The 25278-nt window shown below is 65.8% G+C and carries 20 protein-coding genes; 12 read left to right on the forward strand and 8 right to left on the reverse strand.

Annotated features, from left to right (window positions below):
- Nucleotides 1-95: 95 nt before the first annotated feature.
- Nucleotides 96-2801: a M1 family metallopeptidase gene (locus tag ACRHIG_RS13565; RefSeq protein WP_489630456.1), complete on the reverse strand. Its 2706-nt coding sequence runs from the start codon at nt 2799-2801 to the stop codon at nt 96-98.
- A 254-nt stretch (nt 2802-3055) separates the two neighbouring features.
- Between ACRHIG_RS13565 and ACRHIG_RS13570 the strand changes: the two genes are divergently transcribed.
- Nucleotides 3056-3679 (forward strand): glutathione S-transferase family protein, encoded by a 624-nt coding sequence (locus tag ACRHIG_RS13570; RefSeq protein ID WP_475415911.1) that lies wholly within the window; start codon nt 3056-3058, stop codon nt 3677-3679.
- A 140-nt stretch (nt 3680-3819) separates the two neighbouring features.
- Here ACRHIG_RS13570 and ACRHIG_RS13575 read toward each other — a convergent pair whose 3' ends face one another.
- Together ACRHIG_RS13575 and ACRHIG_RS13580 are read right to left on the reverse strand one after the other, a co-directional pair.
- Nucleotides 3820-4308: a prolyl oligopeptidase family serine peptidase gene (locus tag ACRHIG_RS13575; RefSeq protein WP_489630457.1), complete on the reverse strand. Its 489-nt coding sequence runs from the start codon at nt 4306-4308 to the stop codon at nt 3820-3822.
- Nucleotides 4309-4346: 38 nt separating this feature from the next.
- Entirely contained in the window at nt 4347-5924 is a 1578-nt protein-coding gene (locus tag ACRHIG_RS13580; RefSeq protein ID WP_489630458.1) for a prolyl oligopeptidase family protein, read from the reverse strand.
- A 388-nt stretch (nt 5925-6312) separates the two neighbouring features.
- Between ACRHIG_RS13580 and ACRHIG_RS13585 the strand changes: the two genes are divergently transcribed.
- Nucleotides 6313-6891, forward strand: coding sequence for an RDD family protein (locus tag ACRHIG_RS13585; protein WP_489630459.1), 579 nt, complete (start codon nt 6313-6315; stop codon nt 6889-6891).
- Nucleotides 6892-6921: 30 nt separating this feature from the next.
- Here the strand turns inward: ACRHIG_RS13585 and ACRHIG_RS13590 are convergent, their stop codons facing one another.
- Nucleotides 6922-8652: a CehA/McbA family metallohydrolase gene (locus ACRHIG_RS13590; RefSeq protein WP_489630460.1), complete on the reverse strand. Its 1731-nt coding sequence runs from the start codon at nt 8650-8652 to the stop codon at nt 6922-6924.
- Between the two features lie 336 nt (nt 8653-8988).
- Between ACRHIG_RS13590 and ACRHIG_RS13595 the strand changes: the two genes are divergently transcribed.
- The 8 genes from ACRHIG_RS13595 (at nt 8989) to ACRHIG_RS13630 (ending at nt 19733) form a co-directional block, all read left to right on the forward strand.
- Nucleotides 8989-10296, forward strand: coding sequence for an MFS transporter (locus ACRHIG_RS13595; protein WP_489630461.1), 1308 nt, complete (start codon nt 8989-8991; stop codon nt 10294-10296).
- A 10-nt stretch (nt 10297-10306) separates the two neighbouring features.
- Nucleotides 10307-12859, forward strand: coding sequence for a nitrite reductase large subunit NirB (gene nirB / locus ACRHIG_RS13600; protein WP_489630462.1), 2553 nt, complete (start codon nt 10307-10309; stop codon nt 12857-12859).
- A gap of 3 nt (nt 12860-12862) precedes the next feature.
- Nucleotides 12863-13225 carry a nitrite reductase small subunit NirD gene (nirD, locus tag ACRHIG_RS13605; RefSeq protein ID WP_489630463.1) on the forward strand — a complete coding sequence of 121 codons (363 nt, stop codon included), beginning with the start codon at nt 12863-12865 and terminating at the stop codon, nt 13223-13225.
- Nucleotides 13222-14448 carry an NAD(P)/FAD-dependent oxidoreductase gene (locus tag ACRHIG_RS13610; RefSeq protein ID WP_489630464.1) on the forward strand — a complete coding sequence of 409 codons (1227 nt, stop codon included), beginning with the start codon at nt 13222-13224 and terminating at the stop codon, nt 14446-14448. The genes nirD and ACRHIG_RS13610 overlap by 4 nt, the downstream gene beginning before the upstream one ends.
- A gap of 22 nt (nt 14449-14470) precedes the next feature.
- Nucleotides 14471-17140, forward strand: coding sequence for a molybdopterin-dependent oxidoreductase (locus tag ACRHIG_RS13615; protein WP_489630465.1), 2670 nt, complete (start codon nt 14471-14473; stop codon nt 17138-17140).
- A 63-nt stretch (nt 17141-17203) separates the two neighbouring features.
- Nucleotides 17204-17734, forward strand: a complete 531-nt coding sequence (cysC, locus tag ACRHIG_RS13620) for an adenylyl-sulfate kinase (RefSeq protein ID WP_489630466.1) — start codon at nt 17204-17206, stop codon at nt 17732-17734.
- Complete coding sequence (locus ACRHIG_RS13625; protein ID WP_489630467.1) at nt 17734-18237, forward strand: PDC sensor domain-containing protein; 504 nt, start codon at nt 17734-17736, stop codon at nt 18235-18237. The genes cysC and ACRHIG_RS13625 overlap by 1 nt, the downstream gene beginning before the upstream one ends.
- On the forward strand, nt 18228-19733 hold the full coding sequence (locus ACRHIG_RS13630) for a diguanylate cyclase domain-containing protein (protein ID WP_489630468.1): 1506 nt from the start codon (nt 18228-18230) through the stop codon (nt 19731-19733). Before ACRHIG_RS13625 ends, ACRHIG_RS13630 begins: the two co-directional genes overlap by 10 nt.
- A gap of 3 nt (nt 19734-19736) precedes the next feature.
- On the opposite strand, the gene ACRHIG_RS13635 is transcribed toward ACRHIG_RS13630, so the two are convergent.
- From ACRHIG_RS13635 to ACRHIG_RS13650, 4 genes are all read right to left on the reverse strand, one after another.
- Nucleotides 19737-20654: a pyridoxal-phosphate dependent enzyme gene (locus ACRHIG_RS13635; protein ID WP_475414055.1), complete on the reverse strand. Its 918-nt coding sequence runs from the start codon at nt 20652-20654 to the stop codon at nt 19737-19739.
- A gap of 85 nt (nt 20655-20739) precedes the next feature.
- Nucleotides 20740-21090 (reverse strand): MarR family winged helix-turn-helix transcriptional regulator, encoded by a 351-nt coding sequence (locus tag ACRHIG_RS13640; protein WP_489630469.1) that lies wholly within the window; start codon nt 21088-21090, stop codon nt 20740-20742.
- Nucleotides 21087-21242 carry a hypothetical protein gene (locus ACRHIG_RS13645; protein ID WP_489630470.1) on the reverse strand — a complete coding sequence of 52 codons (156 nt, stop codon included), beginning with the start codon at nt 21240-21242 and terminating at the stop codon, nt 21087-21089. Before ACRHIG_RS13645 ends, ACRHIG_RS13640 begins: the two co-directional genes overlap by 4 nt.
- 354 nt (nt 21243-21596) lie before the next feature.
- Entirely contained in the window at nt 21597-22355 is a 759-nt protein-coding gene (locus ACRHIG_RS13650) for a DeoR/GlpR family DNA-binding transcription regulator (protein WP_193316641.1), read from the reverse strand.
- Between the two features lie 193 nt (nt 22356-22548).
- Between ACRHIG_RS13650 and glpD the strand changes: the two genes are divergently transcribed.
- Together glpD and ACRHIG_RS13660 are read left to right on the forward strand one after the other, a co-directional pair.
- Entirely contained in the window at nt 22549-24108 is a 1560-nt protein-coding gene (gene glpD / locus ACRHIG_RS13655) for a glycerol-3-phosphate dehydrogenase (RefSeq protein WP_489630471.1), read from the forward strand.
- A gap of 74 nt (nt 24109-24182) precedes the next feature.
- Nucleotides 24183-25277: an ABC transporter ATP-binding protein gene (locus ACRHIG_RS13660; RefSeq protein ID WP_489630472.1), complete on the forward strand. Its 1095-nt coding sequence runs from the start codon at nt 24183-24185 to the stop codon at nt 25275-25277.
- The last annotated feature ends 1 nt before the right edge of the window (nt 25278 follow it).

Here is a 25278-nt window from a genome sequence, read left to right on the forward strand (position 1 = left end):
TGAAACAGCGTTTCAACCGGCTACCGCACCTTGCGAAGCCGGTTTTTTTGCCTGTGTTTTCATCACTTCCCGGCGCCGCGGCGCCGGGAAAGCACTTAACCCGCCTGTTTTGCCAGCCACGCATCGACGGCCGGCAGCCGTTCGGCGCGCAGCTTGATGCGGTACTTGATGCCGGCCACGGAGCTGTCGGCGTCGCCGCGCGCGCCGGCCGGCAGGTGCGCCTGCGCGTACGCTTCCAGCTTGGCGATCATGTCCGGCTGCGCCGACGCGGCCGCCAGGCGCGGGAAGTAGCGGCTGCGCGAGCTGGCGTCGATGCGCGCATTGACTTGCTCCAGGTGCGCCAGCGCGAAGTCGAAGGCCAGTTCCGGATGCGTGCGCGACACGCGCGAGATCATGGCCGGGCTGTTCGTCACGCCCGGTTCATCCGTCAGCGCCAGCGCCAGCGCGCGCCGCGCCAGGACGGGATCGTCGCTCGAGGCCAGCAGGTCGTACAGCTGGTTCTTCACCAGCGGCGTCTTTTCCTGCCGCGCCCTGGCGTGCAGCTGCTCCCAGGTGGCGGCGTCCGCATGCTGCGCCACCACGCCCAGGATGGTGCGGCGCAGCGGCGCGGGCATGGCGGCGGGGTCTTGCTCGCTGGCCGCATGGCGGCGGCGCGCCTCGGCGATCACGCCCGGCTCGCCCATGTCGCCGAGGATGGCGATCAGCTGGCCGCGCAACGTCGCCACGCTCGAGGCTTCGCCCGCGCGCGCTTCCCAGCCCGTCTGCGCCATCATCGGCGCCAGGCGCGCCACGGCAAAGCGGCCGAAGGCCTGCTGGCGCGCTTTGCTTTCCGCGCTATCGCCCGCGTATTGTTCGTACAGGCTGCCCAGGGAGGCGGCCACCTTGCCCAGCACCTGCGGATCGGCCGACAGCGGCGTCGCTTTCAGCAGTTCCAGGAAATCGGCCAGGTTTTGCGCGCCGGCCAGGCCCAGCGACTGGCTGTCCGCCAGCAAGCCCAATTGGTCGATCGGCGCCAGGCGCGCGAAGCTGCGCGCCAGCGCGCGCGTGTTGGAAGGCGCGTACACGGTGCGGTAGTAGCCGCTCTGGCCCGCGTTCACCAGCAGGGCGCCGCAGCCGGGCACGTTCAGGGTCGCCTTGCCATTCCTGACCAGCACCGTGGCCAGCTTGCCGTTGCCGACCGTCGAGGCGATGACGGGCACTTTCCACGACAGCGGTTTCTTGTTCGGCTGGTCCTTGGAAAATTCCGTCTGCGTCAGGCGCACGCGCGTATTGCCGTTCCTGCACACGGCCTCGCCCACGGTGATCATCGGCACGCCCGGCTGCAAGGTGAAATCATGGGCGATGGCGCTGACAGGCTTGCCGGCGGCCGCATCGACTTCGCGCCACAGGTCGTCCGACACCGTATTGCCATACGCATGCTTGCGCATGTAGCTGCGCACGGCCGTGCGCCAGGTATCGGCGCCGACATACGCTTCGAGCATGCGGATCACCGCTTCGCCCTTTTGATAGGTGATGCCGTCGAAAGCCTGGCTGGCCTGCTCCACGGTGGCGATGCGCTGCACCACCGGGTGCGTGGTGCGCAGCGCGTCCTGGCTCATGGCCGACTCGCGCCCGCCCACGCTGGACAGGGCCGTGTTCCACTCCGGGTGCAGACGCTCCGTGGTGCGGCTTTCCATCCACGACGCGAAACCTTCGTTGAGCCACAGGTCGTCCCACCAGCGCATGGTGACCAGGTCGCCGAACCACTGGTGCGCCATTTCATGCGACAGGGTGGTGTAGATGTTTTCCTTGTCGGCCTGGGTCGAGATGGCCGGGTCGAGCAGCAGGCCGTATTCGAAGGTGAAGACGGCGCCCCAGTTTTCCATGGCGCCGAAGAACTGGCTGCGGCCCGGCGCGGCGATGTTGTCGAGCTTGGGCAGCGGATAGCGCACGCCGAAATAATCATTGTATTCGCGCAGCAGGGCGCTTGACTCGTCGAGCGCGAAGCGGCTTTGCGCCAGCGCGCCCCGCTTCGTGATGACGCCGATCTCCGTGCCGTCGGCCATCGTTGTCGCCCGCTCGAAGTCGCCCAGGCCGAAGAACAGCAGATACGTCGACATGCGCGGCGTGGTGGCGAAGTACACGTGCTTCATGCCATTGCCCAGCTCTTCGCTGCTGATGATCGGCATGTTGCCGACGGCCATCTGGCCGCTCGGCACGACCACGTTGAGATCGAAGGTGGCCTTGTAGTCCGGTTCATCCCACGATGGCAGCATGCTGCGCGCATCGGAATTTTCGAACTGCGTGTACAGCGCGCGCTGGCGGCCTTGCGGCGTGTCGTAGTCGAGCGAGAACAGGCCCGTGGCCTGCGTGCCGATCTTGCCGCTGTAATCGATGCGCAGCAGGTACTCGCCCTTCGTCACGGGTTCGGCGAAATGCACGGTGGCCGTCTGCTTGTCCGCATCGAACTCGATCTTGCGCGTCACCTGCTTGCTGCCGCCCTTGCCTTCGATGGCGGCGGCCGCAAACGCCAGGTTCAAGGCATTGAAGGTGATGCTGGCGGTCGGCGCGTCGACGGCCACCTTGATGGCCACCTCGCCCTTGAAGGTAGAGGCGGCGGCGTCCGGCGTGATCGACACGATATAGTGCAGGGGCGTGACGCCGCGCGGCAGCTGCGTGGTGGTGCCGGGGGCATGGCTGGCCGAGACGTACCTGGCGGCGGGAGCGGCATTGTCCGCATGGGCTGCGGTGAGGGAAGCCAGTGCCAGGACGGCGGCGGCCAGTTGGCTGCGCCGGAAGCGCGGAGTCGGTGTGCGATGCATGGTATGCCCTTGGTGCATGGATAAAACGCCCGCCAGCCGGATAGGCTGCGGGCGTCGATGACGTGTGGGGGACATCGCTGGAACTGGCGGCCAGCGTTCCCGTACAGCAATCTAAGGCGAAACGGGGGCAAAGTCAACGCGCCAGGGGCGCCGCACCATGGCGGTGCGCTGGTATGATGGACGCCTGACTGTACTGCCGCAGGCCAGTCCCGCAGCTGATTGGCCGCCACCATAACGAGACGAGACCCAAGCACATGAAACTGACTATCAGCCCCCGCACGCCCAATCCGCGCCGCGTCACCATGTTCATCGCCGAAAAGGGCATCACCGGCATCGAGGAAGTGGCGCTCGACCTGATGGCGGGCCAGCACCGCGATCCCGCCTTCCTGGCGAAAAACCCGCTGGGCCGCGTGCCCGTGCTGGAACTGGACGACGGGCGCGTGCTGACCGAGACGCGCGCCATCTGCACCTACCTGGAAGGCTTGCAGCCGCAGCCCAACCTGATGGGCGAGGGATTCGAGGAGCGCGCATTTATCGAAATGGCCGACCGCCGCGTGGAACTGCACCTGTTCAGCGCCGCCGCCAACTGGGCGCGCCACGGCCACCCGGCCCTGGTGGCGCTGGAAAACCCGCAGTTTCCCGATTTCGCCACGGCGCAGGCGGGCAAGCTGCGCGAGACGGCGCAATGGCTGGACCAGGTGCTGGCCCACCAGCCCTACATCGCCGGCGAGCGGTTTACGATTGCCGACATCACGGCCTTCTGCGCGCTGGAATTCGTGCGCGGCCTGATGAAATACCGTCCGGGCGCGGAAGGGTTGCAGAACTTGCAAGCCTACCGCGACCGTATCGCCGAGCGGCCCAGCGCGCAGGCAAGGTAAGCAGTGCCTGCGGGCCGCGTCGACAATGTTGTCGGCTTACGCCCGTTGGGCTAAGCCGACCTACGCCGGCCTACGCCGACCTACGCCGACCGACAGCCCGGTAGGTCGGATTAGCGGAACGCGTAATCCGACATCACCACTTACTTCAGCTGCTCGTGCAGGAAGGTGTAGGTCAGCGCCCACATCAGCGCCTGCTGGTCGTTGTTGGCGGCACCCGCGTGGCCGCCTTCCGTGTTTTCCCAGTACAGCACGTCGTGGCCTTGCTCTTCCATCTTCGCCACCATCTTGCGCGCATGGCCGGGGTGGACCCGGTCGTCGCGCGTCGAGGTGGTCAACAGCACGCGCGGATACTTTTTATCCTTGAAGACGTTCTGGTACGGCGAGTACTTGCTGATGTACGCCCATTGTTCCGGTACGTCCGGGTCGCCGTATTCTCCCATCCACGAGGCGCCGGCCAGCATCTTGTTATAGCGGCGCATGTCGAGCAGCGGCACCTGGCTGACGACGGCGTTGAACAGATCGGGACGCTGCACCAGCACGGCGCCCGTCAGCAGGCCGCCATTGCTGCCGCCCATGATGCCCAAGTGGCGCGGGCTGGTGACCTTGCGCTTGATCAGATCCTGCGCCACCGAGATGAAATCGTCATACGCGCGCTGGCGGTTTTCCTTCAGCGCCGCCTGGTGCCAGCGGGGCCGAACTCGCCGCCGCCGCGGATATTCGCCAGCACGTACACGCCGCCTTTTTCCAGCCAGGCCACGCCCGTGGTGCCGCTGTAGCTCGGTTTGAGCGACACTTCGAAGCCGCCATAGCCATACAGCACCGTGGGGTTGCGGCCGTCGAACTTCGTCTTCTTGTTCATGATGGCGAAATACGGCACTTTGGTGCCGTCCTTCGACGTCGATTCGAACTGCTCCACCTTGTACGGCGCCGCATCGTAGTAGGCGGGCAGCGACTTGATTTTCGTGCGCTTGTCACTGCCCGCCGTGGCCAGGTACAGGGTGGTCGGATTGAGGAAGTCGGTCACCGTCAGGAAGTACTGCTCCGAGTCGACCGGGTCGAGCGCGCTGACGGCCAGGGTGCCCAGCTTCGGCGCATCGACGGCGCGGCGCTGCCACTTGCCGTTCACGTGGCGCAGTTCCGTCAGGCGGTTCTTGACCTTGTCCAGGGTGGTGACGAGGATGGCCGATTTCGTCGCCGTGACATTGTCCAGCGACGACGTGGCCGTGGGCGCGTACAGCACTTCCAGCTCCTGCTTGCCTTGCATGAAGTCCTTCAAATCGGTGGCCAGCAGCGAGCCTTGCAGGTAGGTCTTGCCGTTGACTTTCCAGTCCGAGCGCAGGGTGATGATCAATTGATCGCGCACGGTGAAGGCCGTCGCGTCGTCCGGCTTCGGCACTTTCTTCAGGTCCGCGCCGTCGCGCAAGAAGGTTTCGCCGCTGTAGAAATCGATTTGCCGTTCGATGAACTGGTGCTCGTGCCCGGGCGTGAAATCCTTGTAGGCGCCCGCGCTCAGGTCGTCGGGCTTGGCTTCATACAAGGTGTGCGCCTGCGCCAGCGGCGTGCCGCGCTGCCACTCTTTGATGATGCGCGGGTAGCCGGAGCTGGTCATCGAGCCGGGGCCGAAATCGGTGGACACGAACAGCGTGTCCTGGTCGATCCAGCTGGCGCTGCCCTTCGCTTCCGGCAGGCTGAAGCCGCCGTCGACGAAGGCGCGCCTGGTCACGTCGTATTCGCGCACCACCTTGGCGTCACCGCCGCCGCGCGACAGGGAAATGAGGCAGCGTTCGCCCTTCGGGTACAGGCAGGAGGCGCCGCCCCAGACCCAGTTTTCATGCTCGCCGGCGGCCAGCTGGTCGAGGTCGATCACGGTTTCCCATGCCGGTTCCGCCAGCTGGTACTGCGCCAGGGTGGTGCGGCGCCAGATGCCGCGCACGTGCTGGGCGTCGCGCCAGAAATTGTAGTAGTACTCGCCTTCCTTGCTGACGTAGGGAATGCGTTCCTTCGAGTTGAGGATGGTTTTCAGGCGCGCCTGCAGGGCCGGGAAGCCGGGCTGGCTTTCCAGTTCCTTCGTGGTGACGGCATTGTGCTGCTTGACCCAGGCCAGCGGCTTGTCGCCGAGGACTTCTTCCAGCCACAAATGGGGATCGGTGTTGGCGGCGGCAGGGGCGGGAGCTTGCGCATGGGCAATGCCCGCTGCGGCCAGGCCGAGCAGCATGCTGCCGGCGAGAGTGCGATATGACGACATGGTGGATTCCTGGTTGGTCCGATGGAGGCCGTGTTGCAGGCAAAACGGCGCAGCCATGGTGCCATGGATTGCTGTAAGGAACCAGTGTGATGTAGATATTAGTGCAGCTTTAGCATGTATTTCCTATAATATTCGCTGTTGGATCGCCTGGCCGTATTTTCTGCGGCCCGGTAATGGGCTAGAGTCTGGCGCCGCTATGGGCTCGCCGCATGTACGGCAGGGCGGTGTTCAAGACCTGTTTAGCTCCCGAATTATTTTAATGTCAATAAGCTGTGCCCGGTGGTGTTGCCTGCTGTTCGGGACACTCGCCCCGTGCCGCAGCGGGCACCTTGCTATTGATTCTTTTCGCGTACGCGATGCGCATAACGGTCTGGACAGAACATAAAACATGCAACAACTCAAAGAGTATTATGAACGACAAGATACCGAAGAACTGCTCGCGATTGCGCGCAAAGATCTGACCGAGGAGGCGCGCCTCGTTCTGCAGGAGGTGCTCGCTGGCCGCAACGTGGCGCCCGAGGCGACGACTGCGGCTCGCTCGGATGCGCTGGATCAGCAAGCACAGCACGCAAAGGAGGCCGGCCGGCTGGCATCACGATGGACCCGCTTCCTGGCATTTCTCGTGGATGTATGGGGGGTGATAATCATGCTCACCATCTTGTTGTCGCCACTGCGGTGGATATCTGAGGAAATACATGTCAATGTCGTGCTCTCCGTATGGTTGGTCTACTTTTTATTGAGGGATGGCATACAGGAATTGCACCTAGGGAAGCGCTTGTTTTCGATTCGTACGGTGCACGCGCGCTCATCGCGTTCCTGTACCTGGCTACGTTCAATATGGCGTAACGTCATGCATCTGTTTTTCTGGGTAGATGCCTTGCTTATCTTGTCCTCCCATAAAATGCGCCTGGGGGACATGCTCGCTGGCACGATTGTGATCAAGGCAGAGCCAGAGCATCGGCGGTGACCTGCCTGCCAGGCATCGATGCAGACAAATTCATTGCAGCTGCATCACCCACACGGGCGCTGACCAGACGATGTTGCCGTCATCCTGCGTCAGGCGCGCGTAATAGAAATGGGGGCCGGGCGCGGGCGTGACGGTGACCTCGGCCTGGTCCGATATGGCCGTGACGGAGCCATTGCCGCCCGGCACGCCGTGGAAGATGGCGACGGCCGCCGCTTGCCGTCCCGTGCTGTTGCTGAAACTGGTGGCCAGGTGCAGCGGCCCGCGATTGTCGAAACGCTCGCCCATCAGCTTGCCATTCGCCGTGAACAGCAGTTGCGCGTGCTTGTCCATGGTGGCGTAGACGCGGCGCGCGCGCAGCGCATCGAGGAAGCTGTCGCGTGAAACGGGCATGCCGGCGGCCGGGCTGGCCACCAGCACGGCCGTCCTGTTGCCGTATGACGCGCCCCAGTTGGCGCAGTGGTTGTCCTGGTTGCTGCTGAAGGCCACGTGGTAGCCGGCCGTCAGGGCCCGGTTGCAGGCCGCCTCGTAGTTGCTGCGCCGCGTTTCCGTTTCCTCGTCGTTGGTGGAAAAGGCCGACGTGTTCATCACTTCGCACAGCACCATCGCCGCGTCGCCGTCCGGCGTGTAGCCGAGCGGCTGGCCGTTGACGAGAAACTGGCCCGCATAGGCAGGGTGGTTGAACTGGCCTATCCAGCCCCGTTCGCGCATCAGCGCATACAGGGCGGCGTAGTCGCTTTTCGGCGTTTCCACGTCGGCCAGCAGTTCGCCCTGGGCATTCCTTTCCCAGCCCAGCAACTGGTCGCTATTCAAAATGTTCAGATGGCCGCCCTTGTTGATGACGCCCCATTCCATGCCGTACAGGGCCAGGAAGCCGGGGTGCGCCGCAGTGTAGGCGGCCGCTTCGGCCAGACCCGTCTGGTACAGGGCCTTCGCTTCGGCTGGCTCGGCCGCGCTGTTGGTGCCGTCCGAGCCGTCGTACATATGGTTGTGCTCGGACGTCAGCAGGGCGTCCAGGCCGTGATCCTGCGCATATTTATAGGCATCGATGGGGCCGAACGGCGCCGTCTGCGGTTCCTGCGCGCCATGGCAGTCGTTCAGTGCCGCGCCGCCGTCGCTGTGGCGCGTCTGGCTGTGCAGGTTGGCGTAGACGATGCGGTATCCGGGCTGGCCTTCCAGGCTGGGCAGCTGCTGCAGGCCGGCGTGGAAGGCGGGCACCCTGGGCGCCGTGCTGGGGCCCCGCTGCACCTGGATTTGCCATTGCTGTTCCACCTGCGCCTCGTGCGGCGTGCCGGCATCGGCCACGGCCAGCAGGCGCAGTTGGTACAAGCCGTCCGGCGCCAGCATGCGCCGTTCGCGGGCATCGGCATCGGCGCGGCCATCCCAGGGCAGGGTGATGCTCCGGCCGCCGGCGCCCACCTGTTCCGTGCCCGACCAGCGCCGCAGCACGGCCCCTTGCGGGCCGGGGCCGGACAAGGTCAAGGCCCAGCGCACCGCATGGGGGCGGCCTGCGTCCGGATAGGTGAGGCGCACAATAAATGTACGTGACTGCGCGCTGCGCGCCTGCGTGACCCGCCCGCCGCGCGCGGCGTGGAACGGCGCGAACACGGTCGCGTCCAGTTCACTGTGTTCCCTGGGTTCGGCGGCGCCATCTTGTGCCGCAGCAGTGTTACTCCAAGTGATCAAGAGCGCACCCACGCAGACGCACGCCAGCGCACGCGCCATGCCGCGCCGTGGCTGCCATTGCCGCAGTTGCCCGACCATGCCGGCCTCCGCTTCATGAACTCAATAGTAATTAGACAATCATTGCCACTTTCGAGTTCCTTGGCGCACCAAGAAGAGGCGTGCCTGCACCGCCAGGTGCCATGATCTGGCGCAAAGTCCGTACAAATAGGCAGGCCGGCCCCTGAAGCAGGCCTGGCACGGCGCTTGCTAAACAGGAGATACGGATCAACGGCGATCCCTTGAATAAACTTGACAACGGTCCAACGACGGACCACCTGGACAACGGCGTCCGCTCTGGCTGATTTTTTCATCGGCGGGGGCGGGCGCCGTTTTGTTTGCATCTTTGTTATTTTCGGGATACTTCGGGAAACCATCATGGCTAGCCAAAAAGCAACAAGCATCGCGCTCTTCTCCCTCGCCACGCCGCCCATGCGGGCATTCCACCTGACGTGGATGGCATTTTTCGTGTGTTTCTTCGCCTGGTTCGCCTGCGCACCGCTGATGCCGGTCATCAAGGGCGAGTTCGGCCTGTCCCTGGCGCAAGTGGCGAACATCAATATCGCGGCCGTCGCCATCACCATCCTCGTGCGCCTGATCGTGGGCCCCTTGTGCGACCGCTACGGCCCGCGCAAGACCTACACGGGCTTGCTGCTGCTGGGCGCCATTCCCGTGCTGGGCGTGGCCGCATCGCAAAGCTATGAAAGCTTTCTGTTCTTCCGCCTGGGCATCGGCGCCGTCGGCGCCAGCTTTGTCATCACGCAATATCACACGTCCGTCATGTTCGCCCCCCGCGTCGTCGGCACGGCGAATGCGGCCGCCGCCGGCTGGGGCAATGCGGGCGGCGGCGCGGCGCAGGCGCTGATGCCGCTGCTGCTCGGCGCCGTGCTGATGCTGGGCGTGTCCGAATCGCTGGGCTGGCGCGTGGCCCTGCTGGTGCCGGGCGTGCTGATGCTGGTGATGGCCGTGCTGTACTGGCGCTATACGCAGGATTGCCCGGAAGGTAATTACTCGGACTTGCGCGCCGCCGGCGTGGCCATCGACGGGGGAAAAGGTGGTGGCAAAAGCGGTGGCTGGGACAGCTTCAAGGCCGCCAGCGGCAATTATCGCGTGTGGCTGCTGTTCGTCACCTACGGCGCCTGCTTCGGCATTGAAATCTTCATCCACAACATCGCCGCCGTGTACTACGTCGACCATTTCGGCCTGTCGTTGAAATCGGCCGGTCTGGCCGCCGGCAGCTTCGGCTTGCTGGCCCTGTTTGCCCGCGCTTTGGGCGGCTGGATGTCCGACAAACTGGCCCTGCGCGGCAACCTGAACAGCCGCGTGACCCTGCTGTTCATGCTGATGATAGGCGAAGGCGTGGGCCTGCTGTGGTTTGCCAAGGTCGACAGCGTCACCTGGGCCGTCATCGCCATGCTGGTCTTCGGTCTGTTCACCCACATGGCGTGCGGCGCCACCTACGCCCTGGTGCCCTTCATCGACAGCAAGGCTCTCGGCGGCGTGGCCGGCATCATCGGCGCCGGCGGCAACGTGGGCGCCGTGGCGGCCGGCTTCCTGATGAAGGGCACGGGCGACATCCGCCAGACGCTGATCATCCTCAGCGCGCTGGTGGTGATCTCGGCCCTGTGCGCCATCGCCGTGCGCTTTACCCGCGAAGCGGCCGAACCGAACATGGCCGCAGCCTGAGGAGAGAACAATGAACCACCCCTTGAACATCGTCGTCCTCGGCCATGGCATGGTCGGCCACAAATTCCTCGAACGCCTGGCCCTGGACAACGCGCCGCACCTGTCCGTGACGGTCTTGTGCGAAGAGCCGCGCCCCGCCTACGACCGGGTGCACCTGTCCGAATTTTTCAGCGGAAAGTCGGCTGAGGACCTGTCGCTGGTGGCGCCCGGCTTCTTCGACAAGGGCAACGTCGTCCTGAAGCTCAATGCGCGGGCCGTGTCCATCGACCGCGCGGCGAAAACCGTCACGGCCAGCACGGGTGAAGTGCTGGGCTACGACAAGCTGGTGTTCGCCACCGGCTCCACGCCGTTCGTGCCGCCGCTGCCGGGCAAGGAGCGCGATGGCTGCTTCGTCTACCGCACCATCGAAGACCTGGAAGCCATGCTGGCCTGGGGCGGAAAGTCAAAAACGGGCGTGGTGATCGGCGGGGGACTGCTGGGCCTCGAATGCGCGAAAGCCTTGCGCGACCTGAAACTCGACACCCACGTGGTGGAATTCGCGCCGCGCCTGATGGCCGTGCAGGTGGATGAAGGCGGCGCGCGCGTCCTGCGCCGCAAGATCGAGGAACTGGGCGTGACCGTGCACACGCAAAAGAATACGCTGGCCATCGTTGACGGCGAATCAGCCACGCACCGCATGCAGTTCGCCGACGGCAGCCACCTGGAAGCGGACATGATCGTCTTCTCGGCCGGCATCCGCCCGCGCGACGAACTGGCGCGCGCCTGCGGCCTGGAGGTGGGACCGCGCGGCGGCATCGCCATCGACGACAGCTGCGTCACGTCCGACCCGGACATCTATGCCATCGGCGAATGCGCGCTGTGGGGCGGCCTGGTGTTCGGCCTGGTGGCGCCCGGCTACGAGATGGCGCGCATCGCTGCCCGCCACCTGTTGCAGGAGGAGGGCGAAGCGTCGTTCAAGGGCGCCGACATGAGCACCAAGCTCAAACTGATGGGCGTGGACGTGGCCAGCCTGGGCGACCCGCACGGCAATGCGCCGGGCAGCCGCTCCTACCAGTTCATGGACGAGCGCAAGCAGATCTACAAGAAGATCGTCGTTTCCGACTGCGGCAAGTACCTGCTGGGCGGCGTGATGGTGGGCGACGCCAGCGAATACGGCACGCTCTTGCAGATGATGCTCAACAAGATCGAGCTGCCCGAGTTCCCTGAATTCCTTATTCTGCCGCAGGCGGACGGCCAGCAAAAGGCGGGACTGGGCGTCGACGCCTTGCCCGAGGCGGCGCAAATCTGCTCGTGCAACGACGTGTCGAAAGGCGCGCTGTGCGCGGCCGTCGCCGGGGGCGCCACCACCATCGGTGCCCTCAAGAGCTGCACAATGGCCGGCACGGCCTGCGGCGGCTGCGTGCCCCTGGTGACGCAGATCATGAAGGCGGAAATGCAGAAGCAGGGTCTGGCCGTCAACAACCACGTGTGCGAACACTTTGCCTACTCGCGCCAGGAACTGCATCACCTGGTCCGCGTGGGCAAGATCCGCAGCTTCGGCGAACTGCTGGCCGCGCATGGACAGGGCCTGGGCTGCGACGTGTGCAAGCCCGTGGCGGCGAATATCCTGGCGTCTTGCTGGAACGATTTCGTGCTGTCGCCCGTGCACGCCAGCCTGCAGGACAGTAACGACTATTTCCTCGGCAATATCCAGAAGGATGGCACGTATTCCGTCGTGCCCCGCATGCCGGGCGGCGAAGTGACGGCCGACGGTTTGATCGCCGTGGGCATGGTGGCGAAAAAATACGGTCTCTATACGAAGATCACGGGCGGCCAGCGGGTCGACCTGTTCGGTGCGCGCGTCGACCAGTTGCCCGCCATCTGGGAAGAGCTGATCGCGTCCGGCTTCGAATCGGGCCACGCCTACGGCAAGTCGCTGCGCACGGTCAAATCCTGCGTCGGTTCCACCTGGTGCCGCTATGGCGTGGCCGACAGCGTGGGCTTTGCGATCCAGCTGGAAAACCGCTACAAGGGCTTGCGCACGCCGCACAAGATCAAGTTCGGCGTGTCCGGCTGCACGCGCGAATGCGCCGAGGCGCAGGGCAAGGACATCGGCCTGATCGCCACGGAAAAAGGCTGGAACCTGTACGTGTGCGGCAATGGCGGCATGAAGCCGCGCCACGCGGAATTGCTGGCGTCCGATCTGGACGAAGACACCCTGGTGCGCTATGTCGACCGCTTCCTGATGTTCTACGTGCGCACGGCGGACCGCCTGCAGCGCACCAGCGTGTGGCGCGACAATCTCGAAGGGGGCCTCGATTATCTCAAGCGCGTCATCATCGACGACAGCCTGGGCCTGGGCGCCGAGCTGGAAGCGGACATGCAGCATGTGGTCGACACCTATGCCTGCGAGTGGCAGGAAGCCGTCTCCAATCCCGCCGTGCGCCAGCGTTTCCGCCATTTCGTCAACAGCGGGAAGAACGATGAAAACGTGGTGTTCGTCGAAGAGCGGGGCCAGATCCGGCCCGCCACCGAGATGGAACGCCGCAGCACCGTCATCCCCATCCTTGCCGTGGAGGCGTGAGCCATGAATGCAATGAATGAATTGAACAGCACCAGCGCCGACAACTGGGTGGCCATCTGCCCCCTGACTGACATCGTGCCCGACACGGGCGTGTGCGCGCTGCTGGGCGGCCGCCACGTGGCCGTGTTCCGCGTCGGCGATGCCGCGCCGCGCGTGTACGCCATCGACAATGTCGACCCGAACGCGGGCGCTTCCGTGCTCTCGCGCGGCCTGGTGGGCAGCATCGGCGAGCGCGTCGTGGTAGCGTCGCCGATCTACAAGCAGCACTTCGACCTGGCCAGCGGCGAGTGCATCGAAGCGCCTGAACACTCGGTCGCCGCCTGGCCGGCGCGCGTGTTCGGCGGCATGGTGTGGGTGGCCATATGAACACCGCCGCACGGCCGTCTTTAGTCGTGGTCGGCAACGGCATGGCCGGCATGCGCACGGTCGAGGAACTCTTGAAACTCGCGCCGGACCTGTACGACATCACCGTGTTCGGTGCTGAACCGCACGGCAATTACAACCGCATCCTGCTGTCCCCGGTGCTGGCCGGCGAAAAGACGGTGGACGACATCATGCTGCACACGCGCGACTGGTATGCGCACAACGGCATCACCCTGCACGCGGGCGACCCCGTGGTACACATCGACCGCCAGGCGCGCACGGTGCAAGCGCTGTCCGGCATCGAGGTGCGCTATGACCGCCTGCTGCTGGCCACCGGTTCCACGCCCTTCATCGTGCCCGTGCCGGGCCACGAGCTGCCCGGCGTGATCGGTTTTCGCGACATCGACGACGTCGACACCATGCTGCGGGCGGCGCGCCAGCACCGCCACGCGGTCGTCATCGGCGGCGGCTTGCTGGGACTGGAAGCGGCCAACGGCCTGCAGCGGCAGGGCATGGACGTGACGGTGGTGCACATGAGCGGCGCCCTGATGAACCAGCAGCTCGACGCGCCCGCATCGATGTTGCTCAAGTCGGCGCTGGAAGCGCGCGGCCTGCGCTTCCTGATGCAGGCGCAAACGTCGGCCATCCTGGGCCGCGCCCGCGTGGAAGGCGTGCAGTTTGCGGACGGCAGCAGCATTCCCGCCGACCTGGTGGTGATGACGGCCGGCGTGCGCCCCAACATCGCGCTGGCGCAGGCGGCCGGCCTGCACTGCGAGCGGGCCATCGTCGTCGACGACTGCCTGCAAAGCTACGATCCGCGCGTGTACGCCGTGGGCGAATGCGTGCAGCACCGGCGCGCCACCTTCGGCCTGGTCGCGCCCATCTGGGAACAGGCGCGCGTGTGCGGCGCGCACCTGGCCGGCGCGGGACACCGCCGCTACGTGCAGCAAGCCAGCGCCACCAAATTGAAAGTGACGGGCATCGACCTGTATTCGGCCGGCGACATCATCGGCGGCGAGGGCAGCGAAGACCTGGTGCTGCGCGATCCGAGGCGTGGCGTCTACAAGCGCCTGGTGGTGCAGGGCAGCCGCCTGGCCGGCGCCGTGCTGTATGGCGACGTGCAGGACGGTCCCTGGTATTTCGACCTGATCCAGCAGCGCCGCGACATCAGCAAGCTGCGCGCCCATTTATTGTTTGGCCAGGCGCTGTGCGCCCAGGCCGCCTGACAGCGACCAACAGGATACCCCCATGACCACTTGCACGCCCGTGAAAACCACTTGCCCGTATTGCGGCGTCGGCTGCGGCGTGGAAGCGACACGCCTGCCCGACGGCGCCATCCGCATCGCCGGCGACGCCAGCCATCCGGCCAACCTGGGCAAGCTGTGCGTGAAAGGCTCGGCCCTGGGCGACACGCTGGACCTCGAACAGCGCCTGCTCTACCCGCAGGTGCGCGTCGACGGCGTGCTGCGGCGCGCTTCCTGGGATGCCGCGCTGGATCAGGTGGCCGGCGGCCTGCGCGCCATCATCGACGAGCACGGCCCCGACGCCGTCGCCCTGTACGTCTCGGGCCAGCTGCTGACGGAAGATTATTACGTGGCCAACAAATTCATGAAGGGCTACGTGGGCAGCGCGAACATCGACACCAATTCGCGCCTGTGCATGTCGTCGGCCGTGGCCGGCCACAAGCGCGCGTTCGGCGAGGACATCGTGCCCGGCTGCTATGAAGACCTGGAACTGGCGGACATGGTCGTGCTGGTGGGCTCGAACACGGCCTGGTGCCACCCGATCCTGTTCCAGCGCATCGCCCGCATCCGCGAAAGCCGGCCGGAGATGAAGCTGGTGGTGATCGACCCGCGCCGCACGGCCACCTGCGAGCTGGCCGATTTGCACCTGCCCGTGAAACCGGGCACGGACGTGTGGCTGTTCAACGGCTTGCTGTGCTACCTGGCGCAGCAAGGCGTGGTCAATGACGCTTTCGTCACGCGGCATAGCGCGGGACTCGACGAAGCGCTGGCGGCCGCCCATGCGGACTGCGGCGACCCCTTGCAGGTGGCGCGCATCTGCAAGGTCGACCCGCAAGCCTTGCTGGCGTTTTACCAGGCGTTTGCCGCCACGCGCAAGGTCGTCACGGCCTTTTCGCAGGGCGTGAACCAGTCGTCCTCCGGCACGGACAAGGTCAACAGCATCATCAACTGCCACCTGGCGACGGGGCGCATCGGCCAGCCCGGCATGGGGCCGTTCTCGCTCACGGGCCAGCCGAACGCCATGGGCGGGCGCGAAGTGGGCGGCCTGGCCAACATGCTGGCGGCGCATCTGGAACTGGATAATCCGCTGCACCGCGAGACCGTGCAAACCTTCTGGGACTCGCCGCGCATGGCGAACAAGCCTGGCTTGAAGGCGGTGGACCTGTTCCACGCGATCGAGGCGGGTAAAGTCAAAGCCGTGTGGGTCATCGCCACCAATCCGCTGGTCAGCATGCCGGACGCCGACCAGGTGCGCCGCGCGCTGGCCAAATGCGCGCTGGTGGTGGTGTCGGACATCAGCGCCGGGTCGGACACGAACGCCCATGCCGACGTGCTGCTGCCGGCCCTCGGCTGGGGCGAGAAGGACGGCACGGTGACGAACTCGGAGCGCCGCATCTCGCGCCAGCGCGCCTTCTTGCCGGCGCCTGGCGAGGCGCGCGCCGATTGGGACGTGCTGTGCGACGTGGCGCGGCGCATGGGTTTTGCCGGCTTCGATTTCACGGCGCCGCAGGCCATCTTCGACGAACACGCGCGCCTGTCCGCGTTCCGCAACGCGGCAGAGACGGCGCGGCTGTTCAATCTGTCGCACCTGGTGGCGCTGAACGCCGCGCAGTACGACGCGCTGGCGCCGCAGCAGTGGCCGCAGGGCCGGGCGCGGCTGTTCGGCGACGGCCGCTTCGCCCATGCGGACGGGCGCGCGCGCTTCGTGCCGACGGCGCCGCGCGCGCCGCGCAACGTGCCCGACGAAGATTATCCGCTGATCCTGAACACGGGCCGGGTGCGCGACCAGTGGCATACGATGACGCGCACGGGCAAGGCGGCGAAGCTGTCGGGCCACGTCGCCGAAGCGTTCATCGACATCCACCCGCAGGATGCGCTGCTGTACAGCGTGCGCGAGGGCGAACTGGCGCGCATTTCCAGCGCCTGGGGCGCGATGGTGGCGCGCGTCGTGCATGGCGGCGGCATCGCGCGCGGCCAGGTCTTCGTGCCGATCCACTGGAGCGACGCCAACGCGTCCGATGCGCGCGTGGGCGCCGTCGTCAATCCGGTCGTCGATCCCGTCTCGGGCGAACCGGAATTCAAGCACACGCCCGTGCGCATCGAGCAGTTCCGCGTGCACTGGCATGCGTTTGTGCTGAGCCGCACGCCTTTGATTCTCGACGGCGTGGCGCACTGGACGCGCATCCAGGGCGAGCAATTCCTGCGCTACGAACTGGCGGGCCGCCAGCGCATCGATGATCTGGGCGCCTGGGCGCGCGCCTTGCTGGGCGTCACGGACGACAACGCCGACTGGCTCGATTACGCGGATGCCAGCGCCGGCGTGTACCGCGCCGTGCACCTGGAGGAGGGGCGCATCGCGCAATGCGTGTATGTCTCGCCCCGTCCCGACCTGCCGTCGCGCAGCTGGCTGGCGGGCCTGTTTGCGCACGCCCAGCTCGATGCGGCCGACCGCGCCGGCGTGCTGCTGGGCCAGCCCATCGGCAAGGGCATGGATGCCGGGCCCACCGTGTGCTCGTGCTTTGGCGTGGGGCGCAACACCATTTGCGCGGCCATCGTGGAACAGAAGCTGACCACGACGGCCCAGGTGACGGCCTGCGTCAAGGCGGGCGGCAATTGCGGTTCCTGCGTGCCGGAGATACGACAGTTGCTGCTTGAGGCGCGCAGCGCGGCCTGATCATCTGTCCTTTCCCGCGCGGCTTTGTTATATTGCCAGCTCTACAAGGGGAGAGGCGATGCGATGACAAAAGGACAACATGACACGGTGTGGCTGACGGGCTTGAGCGGGGCCGGCAAGTCCACCATCGCCGATGCGCTGGCGCGCCAGCTCAAGGTGCAGGGGCGCGCCGTGGCGGTGCTCGACGGCGACCAGCTGCGCCATGGCTTGAACCGCGACCTGGGTTTTACGCCGGCAGACCGCCATGAAAACATCCGCCGCACGGCCGAAGTGGCGCGCCTGATGAACGGGGCGGGATTGACCGTCATCGCCGCCTTCATTTCGCCCTACCGCGCCGACCGGGCCATGGCCGCCGCCATCATCGGCGCAGCCCATTTCATCGAAGTCCACGTCAGTACGCCGCTGACCGTGTGCGAGGCGCGCGATCCCAAGGGCCTGTATGAAAAGGCACGCGCGGGGCAGCTGGCGCAATTCACGGGCATTTCCGCGCCCTATGAAGCGCCGCTGGCGGCCGCGTTGACCCTGGACACGGGCACCCTGGCGCTGGACGAGTCGGTCGCGCGCATTTGCCGGCTTTTGCAGCAGCGTCAGTGATGAGCTGGCGAAAACGGCTGCGCCGGCGCCTGCCGGCCAGCCTGAAGGCGCGCATGAGCGTGGTCGTCTTCCTGCTCGTGCTCGCTGCCGTGGCCTCGCTGGCGCTGGCCACCCTGTCCGTGGCCGAACGGGGCATGCGCGACGTGACGGGGCGCCAGCAGTACGTGTCGCTGGCCAGCGCCGCCGTCTTCATCGACGAGGAACTCGGCGCGAAGCGCAACGTGCTGCGCGCCATCGCCGACAGCCTGGCGGCCGGCGGCGCGCACGACGGCGCCAGCCTGCAGCGTTTCCTGGCCGCGCAAACGGTGCTGGGCAAGGAATTCTATACGGCCGGCGTGGTCGGCATCGACGGGGCCGTGCTGGCCAGCGTGAGTCCCTTCAAGCCGCAGGCGGGGCTGAACGTGAAGGGCCGTTCTTACTTTGAACAGACGCTGGCGACCCGGCGCTCGGTGATCTCGGCGCCGCTCAACGGCAGCATTTCCGGCATGCCCTGGTGGTGGTGACGCAGCCCGTGTTCGACGCGCAAGGCGCCATGCGCTATGTGCTGGCCGCCAGCGTCAACCTGCGCCAGCCCGATTTCCTGGGCCGCCTCGGCGCCCTCAAGCCGGGCACGGGCGGCTACCTGTACATCATGACCGGCGAAGGCATCATCGTCGAGCATCCCGACAAGTCGCGCATCATGCAGCATATCGAGGCGCATGGTCCCATCAGCGTGCCCACGCGGCGCGCCTTGCAGGGTTTCGAGGGCTGGCTGACGGGCACCACCACGCAAGGCGTCGATGCGCTGTTTGCCTACCACCGCATCGCCTCGACGGGCTGGATACTGGCGTCCGTGTATCCCATGCGCGACGCGTTCGCGCCGCTGCACGCCATCCGCAGCAAGATCCTGTTGGCCGCCGTGCTGCTGGCGGCGCTGGCGGGCCTGGCCGGCTGGCGCGTGGTGCTGCGCCTGTTGCAGCCTCTGGAGCGGCTGCGCCGCCATGTGCATGAAATCCGCCGCCAGCGCCTGGGCATCGAGGCGCTGCAGATCGGGCGGCGCGACGAGATCGGCGACTTGAGCCGCGATTTTTACTCGCTGGTGGCCGAGCGCGAAATCGCCGAGGCGCAGACGCGCGACAGCGAGCGGCGCCTGAAGCTGCTGACGGACCACGTGCCCGTGGTGATCGTCTACATCGACCGCGAGCACCGCTACCAGTTCATCAACGCGACGTTTGAAAAATGGTTCGGCAGATCGCGGCGGGAAAGCATGATGCAGTCGATCCGCGAGGTGCTGGGCGAGGAAGCCTACCAGCTGCGCGAGCAATACCTGCGGCGCGCCTTCGCGGGCGAGGAGGTCGACTATGAATTTACCATCGGCGGCGACGGAGACGCCGGCCAGCGCGCCTTCCAGACCAGTTACGTGCCCGATGTGGGCGAGAGCGGCGCGGTGGAAGGCGTGTATGGCCTGATCCACGAAATCACCAAGACCAGGGCCGTGCACACGGCGCTGCAGTTCGCCGCCGCCACGGATATCCTGACGGGCATCGCCAACCGGCGCCGTTTTGACGAGCAGCTGGAATTGAGCATGCAGCGCACGCGGGCAGCACGCGCGCCGATGGCACTGGCGTATCTCGATATCGACCGTTTCAAGGCCATCAACGACAGCCTGGGGCACAAGGCGGGCGACGAGGTGCTCAAGGAGTTCGCCGCGCGGCTGGTGCGCAGCGTGCGCGCCAGCGACCTGGTGGCGCGCCTGGCCGGCGATGAGTTCGTGATCATTCTCGAAGGCGTGAACGGCGCGGCCGAAGTGCGCCAGGTCGGCGCCAAGATCGTCGAGGCCATCCGCCAGCCGTTCGCGCTGGCCGGCGGCCCGCTGCCGGTGACGACCAGCGTCGGCATGGCCATCTTCCGCGAAGGCGCGCTGACGCCGGCGCAGTTGCTGGACCTGGCCGACCAGGCCCTGTACGCCGCCAAGGGGCAGGGCCGCGACGGCGTGGCCCTGCGCGAGGCGGCGCCGTAGCGACTACAGGGTGGCGCTCCAGTGGTCGAGCTGCTGCGTGGTGGCCGTCACGCCGCCGCAGACGATGACGAGCACATTGCGGTAGGGCGCCAGTTCCGGCGCCTTGCCGTAGACGGCCGCCAGCGCCGCGCCGCAGGCCGGTTCCACCACCAGGCGCTGGTCGGTGATGAAGCGCTGGCAGGCGTCGACGGCGGCACGGTCCGACACCACCACGCTGTGCAGCAGGCGGGACTGGCTGATGGCGTATGCCTGCGCGCAGACCTGGCGCGCGGCCAGCGAGGTGGCGATGCTGCTCACGGCCGGCAGGGCCACGTGCTCGCGCGCGGCCACGGCCGCCGCCAGCGAGGCGGCGCCTTGCGTTTCCACGGCCACGATGGCCACGTCATCCCAGCCGTTGCGCTGCAAGCCCTCGGCCACGCCGGCCAGCAGGCCGCCGCCGCCCACCGACAGCACGACGGCGTCCGGTTTCAGGCCCGCGCGGGCCACTTCATCGATCATGCCGGCATGGCCCTGCCACAGCAGCGGGTCGTCGAACGGGTGCAGAAAGGCGTCTTGCGGCGTGAGCATCGATTGCGCCAGCGCGTTGGCTTCCTGCCAGGCGGCGCCGTGCACGATGACTTCGGCGCCTTCCTGGGCGATCAGGGCCTTGGCCCGTTCGCTCGTCGTTTCCGGCACGACGACGATGACGGGAATGCCCAGCTGGCGTCCCGCATAGGCGACGGCGATGCCGGCATTGCCGCCGGAAGAGGAAACGAAGCGGCTGGCGCCGCGCCGCGCGTATTCTTCGCAGGCGAGGCCGATGCCGCGGATCTTGAAGGAGCCGGGCGGCTGCAAGGCTTCGAGCTTGAGCCAGATGGCGCGTTCGCTGTGCAGGCTCAGGGCGCGCGAGTTGAGCAAGGGAGTTTCGATGTGCAGGGCCATGCGTGTTCCTGGTAAACAGTCAGGTCAGCATCATAGCCGAAGCGCCCGTGCCACCGCCTCACCCTTGCCCGGAATATGGCGGCAGCTAGTTCAGCGGCGCGCTCTTGAGCTGATGCGTGCGCGCCACTTCCTTCATCGCCTCGAGCAGGTCGTCGCGCAGCTGGCGCGGCAGCTTGCCGAAGAATTCCTCGTCGTTCTGGTCGGCCATCTCTGCCAGCACGGGCACCAGCGCCTCGCCTTCCGTGGTCAGTTCGATCGAGTGCTGGCGGCGGTCGGCCAGCAGGATGGATTTGCTGACCATGCCCTTGCTTTCCAGGCGGTCGATCAGTTTCGACACGGCGCCCTTGCTCATGCCGGACACTTGCGCCAGCACCGTGGGCGAGGTGCAACCCAGGCGGAACATTTCGCGCAGCACCACCCATTCGGATACCGTCACGCCATTGGCCTCGGCTTTTTCTGGAAGCTGTGGGAAACGTGGTTGGAAACGAAACGCAGCCAGTAACCGAGATGGGCTTCCAGCTCGCTGACGGGGACGCTGTTGGGATGGGCGGCTTGCGGCATGGCGGCCGTTTCAAAATTATGGCTCATTTCTCTTCCTTCACTGGGCGGCGTTGCCGGCATGGTTAAGGCCTTCACGCTTGCTGTCGAGTGGTTTGTTTGGGAACAATCGTCGTGCTTGAGGTATTTCTAACACTGTTTTCACAGGAAATCACTTACCGGCAAAAAGTTTTTCCTTTTTTCTTGCTCTGTATGGATAAAAAGCAATATCAAGCAAATAATCGTATTGCTAGCGAGGAAGATTAAAAAAATAACTCATGTTGCATCAATGGTAACAGCATTTTGGCGAATTGATAAATATTTCATATCATTCTGTATGCTGGCCAACACACGGCGTATTACCCACGCGACAGCGCGAGGTTTTCCTGCAGAAATGCGGTCCCTTCAGGCCAGCACCACCTTCACGCCCGCTTCGCGCAGTACTTCGGCAAAGCGGGGCGGCGGCGGCGCATCCGTAAACAGGATGTCGACTTGCGCCAGGTCGGCCAGGCGCACCAGGGCCTTGCGGCCGAATTTATGCTGGTCGGCCACCAGCCACACTTCGCGCGACTGTTCGATGATCGCTTGCGCCACTTTGACCTCGCGCGCATCGAAGTCGCGCAGGCTGCCGTCCTCGTCGATGCTGGAAATGCCGATGATGCCGATGTCGACCTTGAACTGGCGGATGAAATCGATGGTGGCCTCGCCGACGATGCCGCGGTCGCGCCCGCGCACCACGCCGCCGGCCACGATGACTTCGCAGGCGGCGTTGTCGGCCAGGATGGCGGCCACGTTCAGGTTGTTCGTCACCACGTGCAAGCCCGTGTGCCGGCCCAGCGCGCGCGCCACTTCCTCGGTCGTCGTGCCGATATTGATCAAGAGCGAACAGCCGTGCGGCACCTGCGCGGCGACGGCGGCGGCGATGCGCCGCTTGGCGTCGCTGTTGAACACTTGCCGCTGGCTGTAATCGATGTTTTCCACGGACGAGGGCAAGCCGACCCCGCCGTGGTAGCGGGCCAGCAGGCGCGCTTCTTCCATCTGCTTGACGTCGCGGCGCACGGTCTGCGGCGTCACGTCCAGCTGCTGCGCCAGCTCCTCGACGGACATGGTGACCTTCTGGCGCACCACCTCGAGCAGGCGGCGCTGGCGGGGATTCAAAATCATGGGCTTGTCTCTTTAAAAATCACAAACGAACAAAAACGAACAAATAGTGATAAAAATATGTTGCTATCGATTCGCAATCTGGCGTATCTTATCCATATTGCATTCGAATTACAGCTGTATTGATCTTAACGACAGTCGCCGGCGATGCCTAGTCTTTCCTCGCCGGTCTTTCCCCGACAGACACGGAGTCCCGATGGCCGCAGCACAGCAAGGTGTGGAGACAACGATGGCATGCGACGTGCTGGTGGTCGGCGGCGGCATCAATGGCGCCGGCATCGCGCGCGACGCGGCCGGACGGGGCTTGTCCGTGGTGCTGTGCGAAAAGGACGACCTCGCTTCCCACACCTCGTCGGCCTCCACCAAGCTGATACACGGCGGCCTGCGCTACCTCGAATACTATGAATTCGGCCTCGTGCGCAAGGCGCTGATCGAGCGCGAAGTGCTGCTGCGCTCGGCGCCGCACATCATGTGGCCCTTGCGCTTCGTCATGCCGCACGCCCAGGGCCAGCGCCCCGCCTGGCTGATACGCGCCGGCCTCTTCCTTTACGACATGCTGGCGAAGCGGGAAATCCTGCCTGGCTCGCAGGGCATCGACCTGACACGCCATGCGGCCGGCAAACCGTTGCAAGCCCAGTTCAAGCGTGGCTTCGTGTATTCGGACGGCTGGGTCGATGATGCGCGCCTGGTGGTGCTCAATGCCATCGACGCGGCGGACAAGGGCGCGACCATCCTGACGCAGACGCGCTGCACGGCGCTGGCGCGCGACGGCGACGGCTGGCTGGCCACCTTGCAGCACAGCGGCGGGGCACGGACGGCCGTGCGGGCGCGCAGCGTCGTCAATGCGGCCGGACCGTGGACGGCCGAATTTCTGCAGCAGGCGGCGCCGGGCGGACAGGGCCGGCATTTGCGCCTGATCAAGGGCAGCCATATCGTCGTCAAGCGATTGTTCGAGCATGATCATGCCTACATCTTCCAGCATCCGGACGGGCGCATCGTGTTTGCCATTCCGTATGAGCACGATTTCACCCTGATCGGCACCACCGATCTCGACTACCACGGTGACACTGGCAAGGTGGAAATCGATGACGAGGAAATTCGTTACTTGTGCGAGCTTTCCAGTTACTATTTCAGCAAGCCCATTCTGCCGGCCGACGTGGTCTGGACGTATGCGGGCGTGCGGCCGCTGGTGGAAGACGCGGCGGCCGACGCCAAGGCCGTCACGCGCGATTACCGCTTCGAGCTGGACCGGGAAGGGGCGCCGCTGCTGAGTATTTTCGGCGGCAAGATCACCACGTTCCGCAAGCTGGCGGAGGAAGCGCTGGATGTGCTCGCACCGTTGCTGGCGCCGGAGCCAGGCAATGCGCGGCCTGCCTGGACGGCCAACGCCTGCCTGCCCGGCGGCGACGTCTTCGGCAGTACGCCGCAGAACCGGTCCGTGCGCGAGTTCGGCCAGTTCGTGCAAGGCTTGCAGCGCGACTATGCGTGGCTGCCGGCGGCGCTGGTGGCGCGCTATGCACGCGCCTACGGCACGCGCATCCACGTGCTGCTGGCCGGGCGGACGGATGTAGCGGCCATGGGCGAGGAAATCGCCGCCGGCCTGTACGCGGCGGAAGTCGATTATCTGCGGCGCCACGAATGGGCCGTCAGCGCGGCCGACATCCTGTGGCGGCGCTCCAAGCTGGGCCTGCACCTGCCGCGCGAGACGGCGGGCACGCTCGACGCCTGGCTGTTGCAGCATCCGTTGTCGTCGTAGGCAGCACACGTTGGCGACCGCACCCCGCAGAGGGCGCGGCGAAGAATAAGAACACATCACTGGAGGAGAAGCGCGTGCAACTGGTACTGGACAAGATCAGCAGGAAGCAGGGGGCTGACGACTTTTTATATCCGATGTCGCTGGCATTGGTGCCGGGCGCCATCAACGTCTTGCTGGGCACCACGCGTGCCGGCAAGACGACCCTGATGCGCGTGATGGCGGGCCTGGACAAGCCCAACGGGGGCACGGTGACGGCCGATGGCGTCGACGTGACGGGCGTGCCCGTCAGCAAACGTAACCTGGCCATGGTGTACCAGCAATTCATCAATTATCCGGCCTTCACCGTCTACGACAATATCGCCTCGCCCTTGCGCTTGCGCAAGGTGCCCGAGGAACAGATCCGCGCGAAAGTGCTGGCGCTGGCCGAGCGCCTGCACATCACGCCCTACCTGCAGCGCACGCCCGGAGAATTGTCCGGTGGGCAGCAGCAGCGCACGGCGCTGGGGCGCGCGCTGATCAAGGATGCGTCCTTGCTGCTGCTCGACGAGCCCCTGGTCAACCTCGACTACAAACTGCGCGAGGAATTGCGCCGCGAATTGACGGAACTGTTTTCCAGCGGCAGCACGACGGTCGTGTATGCCACCACGGAACCGCTGGAAGCGCTGCAGCTGGGCGGCCACGTGGCCGTGCTGCACGAGGGGCGCCTGCTGCAGCAGGGACCGACCCTGGACGTCTTCAACGCCCCCAATTCCATCGACGTGGCGCGCACCTTCAGCGACCCGCCGATCAACCTGATTCCCGCCCGCGTGAGCGCCGATGGCGTGGCGCAGGCGGCCGACGGCCTGGCCATCCACCTGAGCGGCGCACAGCGCGCCCGCCTCGGCGAGCGGCGCGACGTGATCCTCGGCGTGCGCGCGCACAGTCTGCATTTATCACCCCAATCCGAGGGCGACGTGGCCATCGCGGCGCAGGTGGACCTGGCCGAAATCAGCGGCTCGGAAACCTATGTGCATGCGCGCCGCGGCGACTTGGCCCTCGTGGCCCAGCTGGGCGGCGTGCACAATCTGGAGATCGGCAGCGCCTGTACCGTGTATTGCCAGCCGCATGCCTTGCTGATCTTCGCCGACGATGGCGGGCTGCTGTTCGCTCCTGTGCAAGGAGGGGTGTGAC

It is taken from the genome of Janthinobacterium sp. C22, from assembly GCF_057919405.1.

Excerpts from the sequence above, each read along its gene's own strand:
- ACRHIG_RS13625 (WP_489630467.1), top strand. The coding sequence starts at position 17,734 with ATGAGCTGGCGAAAACGGCTGCGCCGGCGCCTGCCGGCCAGCCTGAAG.
- ACRHIG_RS13585 (WP_489630459.1), top strand. The coding sequence starts at position 6,313 with ATGCAACAACTCAAAGAGTATTATGAACGACAAGATACCGAAGAACTG.
- ACRHIG_RS13570 (WP_475415911.1), top strand. The coding sequence starts at position 3,056 with ATGAAACTGACTATCAGCCCCCGCACGCCCAATCCGCGCCGCGTCACC.
- nirB (WP_489630462.1), top strand. The coding sequence starts at position 10,307 with ATGAACCACCCCTTGAACATCGTCGTCCTCGGCCATGGCATGGTCGGC.
- ACRHIG_RS13610 (WP_489630464.1), top strand. The coding sequence starts at position 13,222 with ATGAACACCGCCGCACGGCCGTCTTTAGTCGTGGTCGGCAACGGCATG.
- glpD (WP_489630471.1), top strand. The coding sequence starts at position 22,549 with ATGGCCGCAGCACAGCAAGGTGTGGAGACAACGATGGCATGCGACGTG.
- ACRHIG_RS13615 (WP_489630465.1), top strand. The coding sequence starts at position 14,471 with ATGACCACTTGCACGCCCGTGAAAACCACTTGCCCGTATTGCGGCGTC.
- ACRHIG_RS13590 (WP_489630460.1), bottom strand. The coding sequence starts at position 8,652 with ATGGTCGGGCAACTGCGGCAATGGCAGCCACGGCGCGGCATGGCGCGT.
- ACRHIG_RS13650 (WP_193316641.1), bottom strand. The coding sequence starts at position 22,355 with ATGATTTTGAATCCCCGCCAGCGCCGCCTGCTCGAGGTGGTGCGCCAG.
- ACRHIG_RS13565 (WP_489630456.1), bottom strand. The coding sequence starts at position 2,801 with ATGCATCGCACACCGACTCCGCGCTTCCGGCGCAGCCAACTGGCCGCC.
- nirD (WP_489630463.1), top strand. The coding sequence starts at position 12,863 with ATGAATGCAATGAATGAATTGAACAGCACCAGCGCCGACAACTGGGTG.
- cysC (WP_489630466.1), top strand. The coding sequence starts at position 17,204 with ATGACAAAAGGACAACATGACACGGTGTGGCTGACGGGCTTGAGCGGG.
- ACRHIG_RS13635 (WP_475414055.1), bottom strand. The coding sequence starts at position 20,654 with ATGGCCCTGCACATCGAAACTCCCTTGCTCAACTCGCGCGCCCTGAGC.
- ACRHIG_RS13595 (WP_489630461.1), top strand. The coding sequence starts at position 8,989 with ATGGCTAGCCAAAAAGCAACAAGCATCGCGCTCTTCTCCCTCGCCACG.
- ACRHIG_RS13580 (WP_489630458.1), bottom strand. The coding sequence starts at position 5,924 with ATGTCGTCATATCGCACTCTCGCCGGCAGCATGCTGCTCGGCCTGGCC.
- ACRHIG_RS13645 (WP_489630470.1), bottom strand. The coding sequence starts at position 21,242 with ATGAGCCATAATTTTGAAACGGCCGCCATGCCGCAAGCCGCCCATCCC.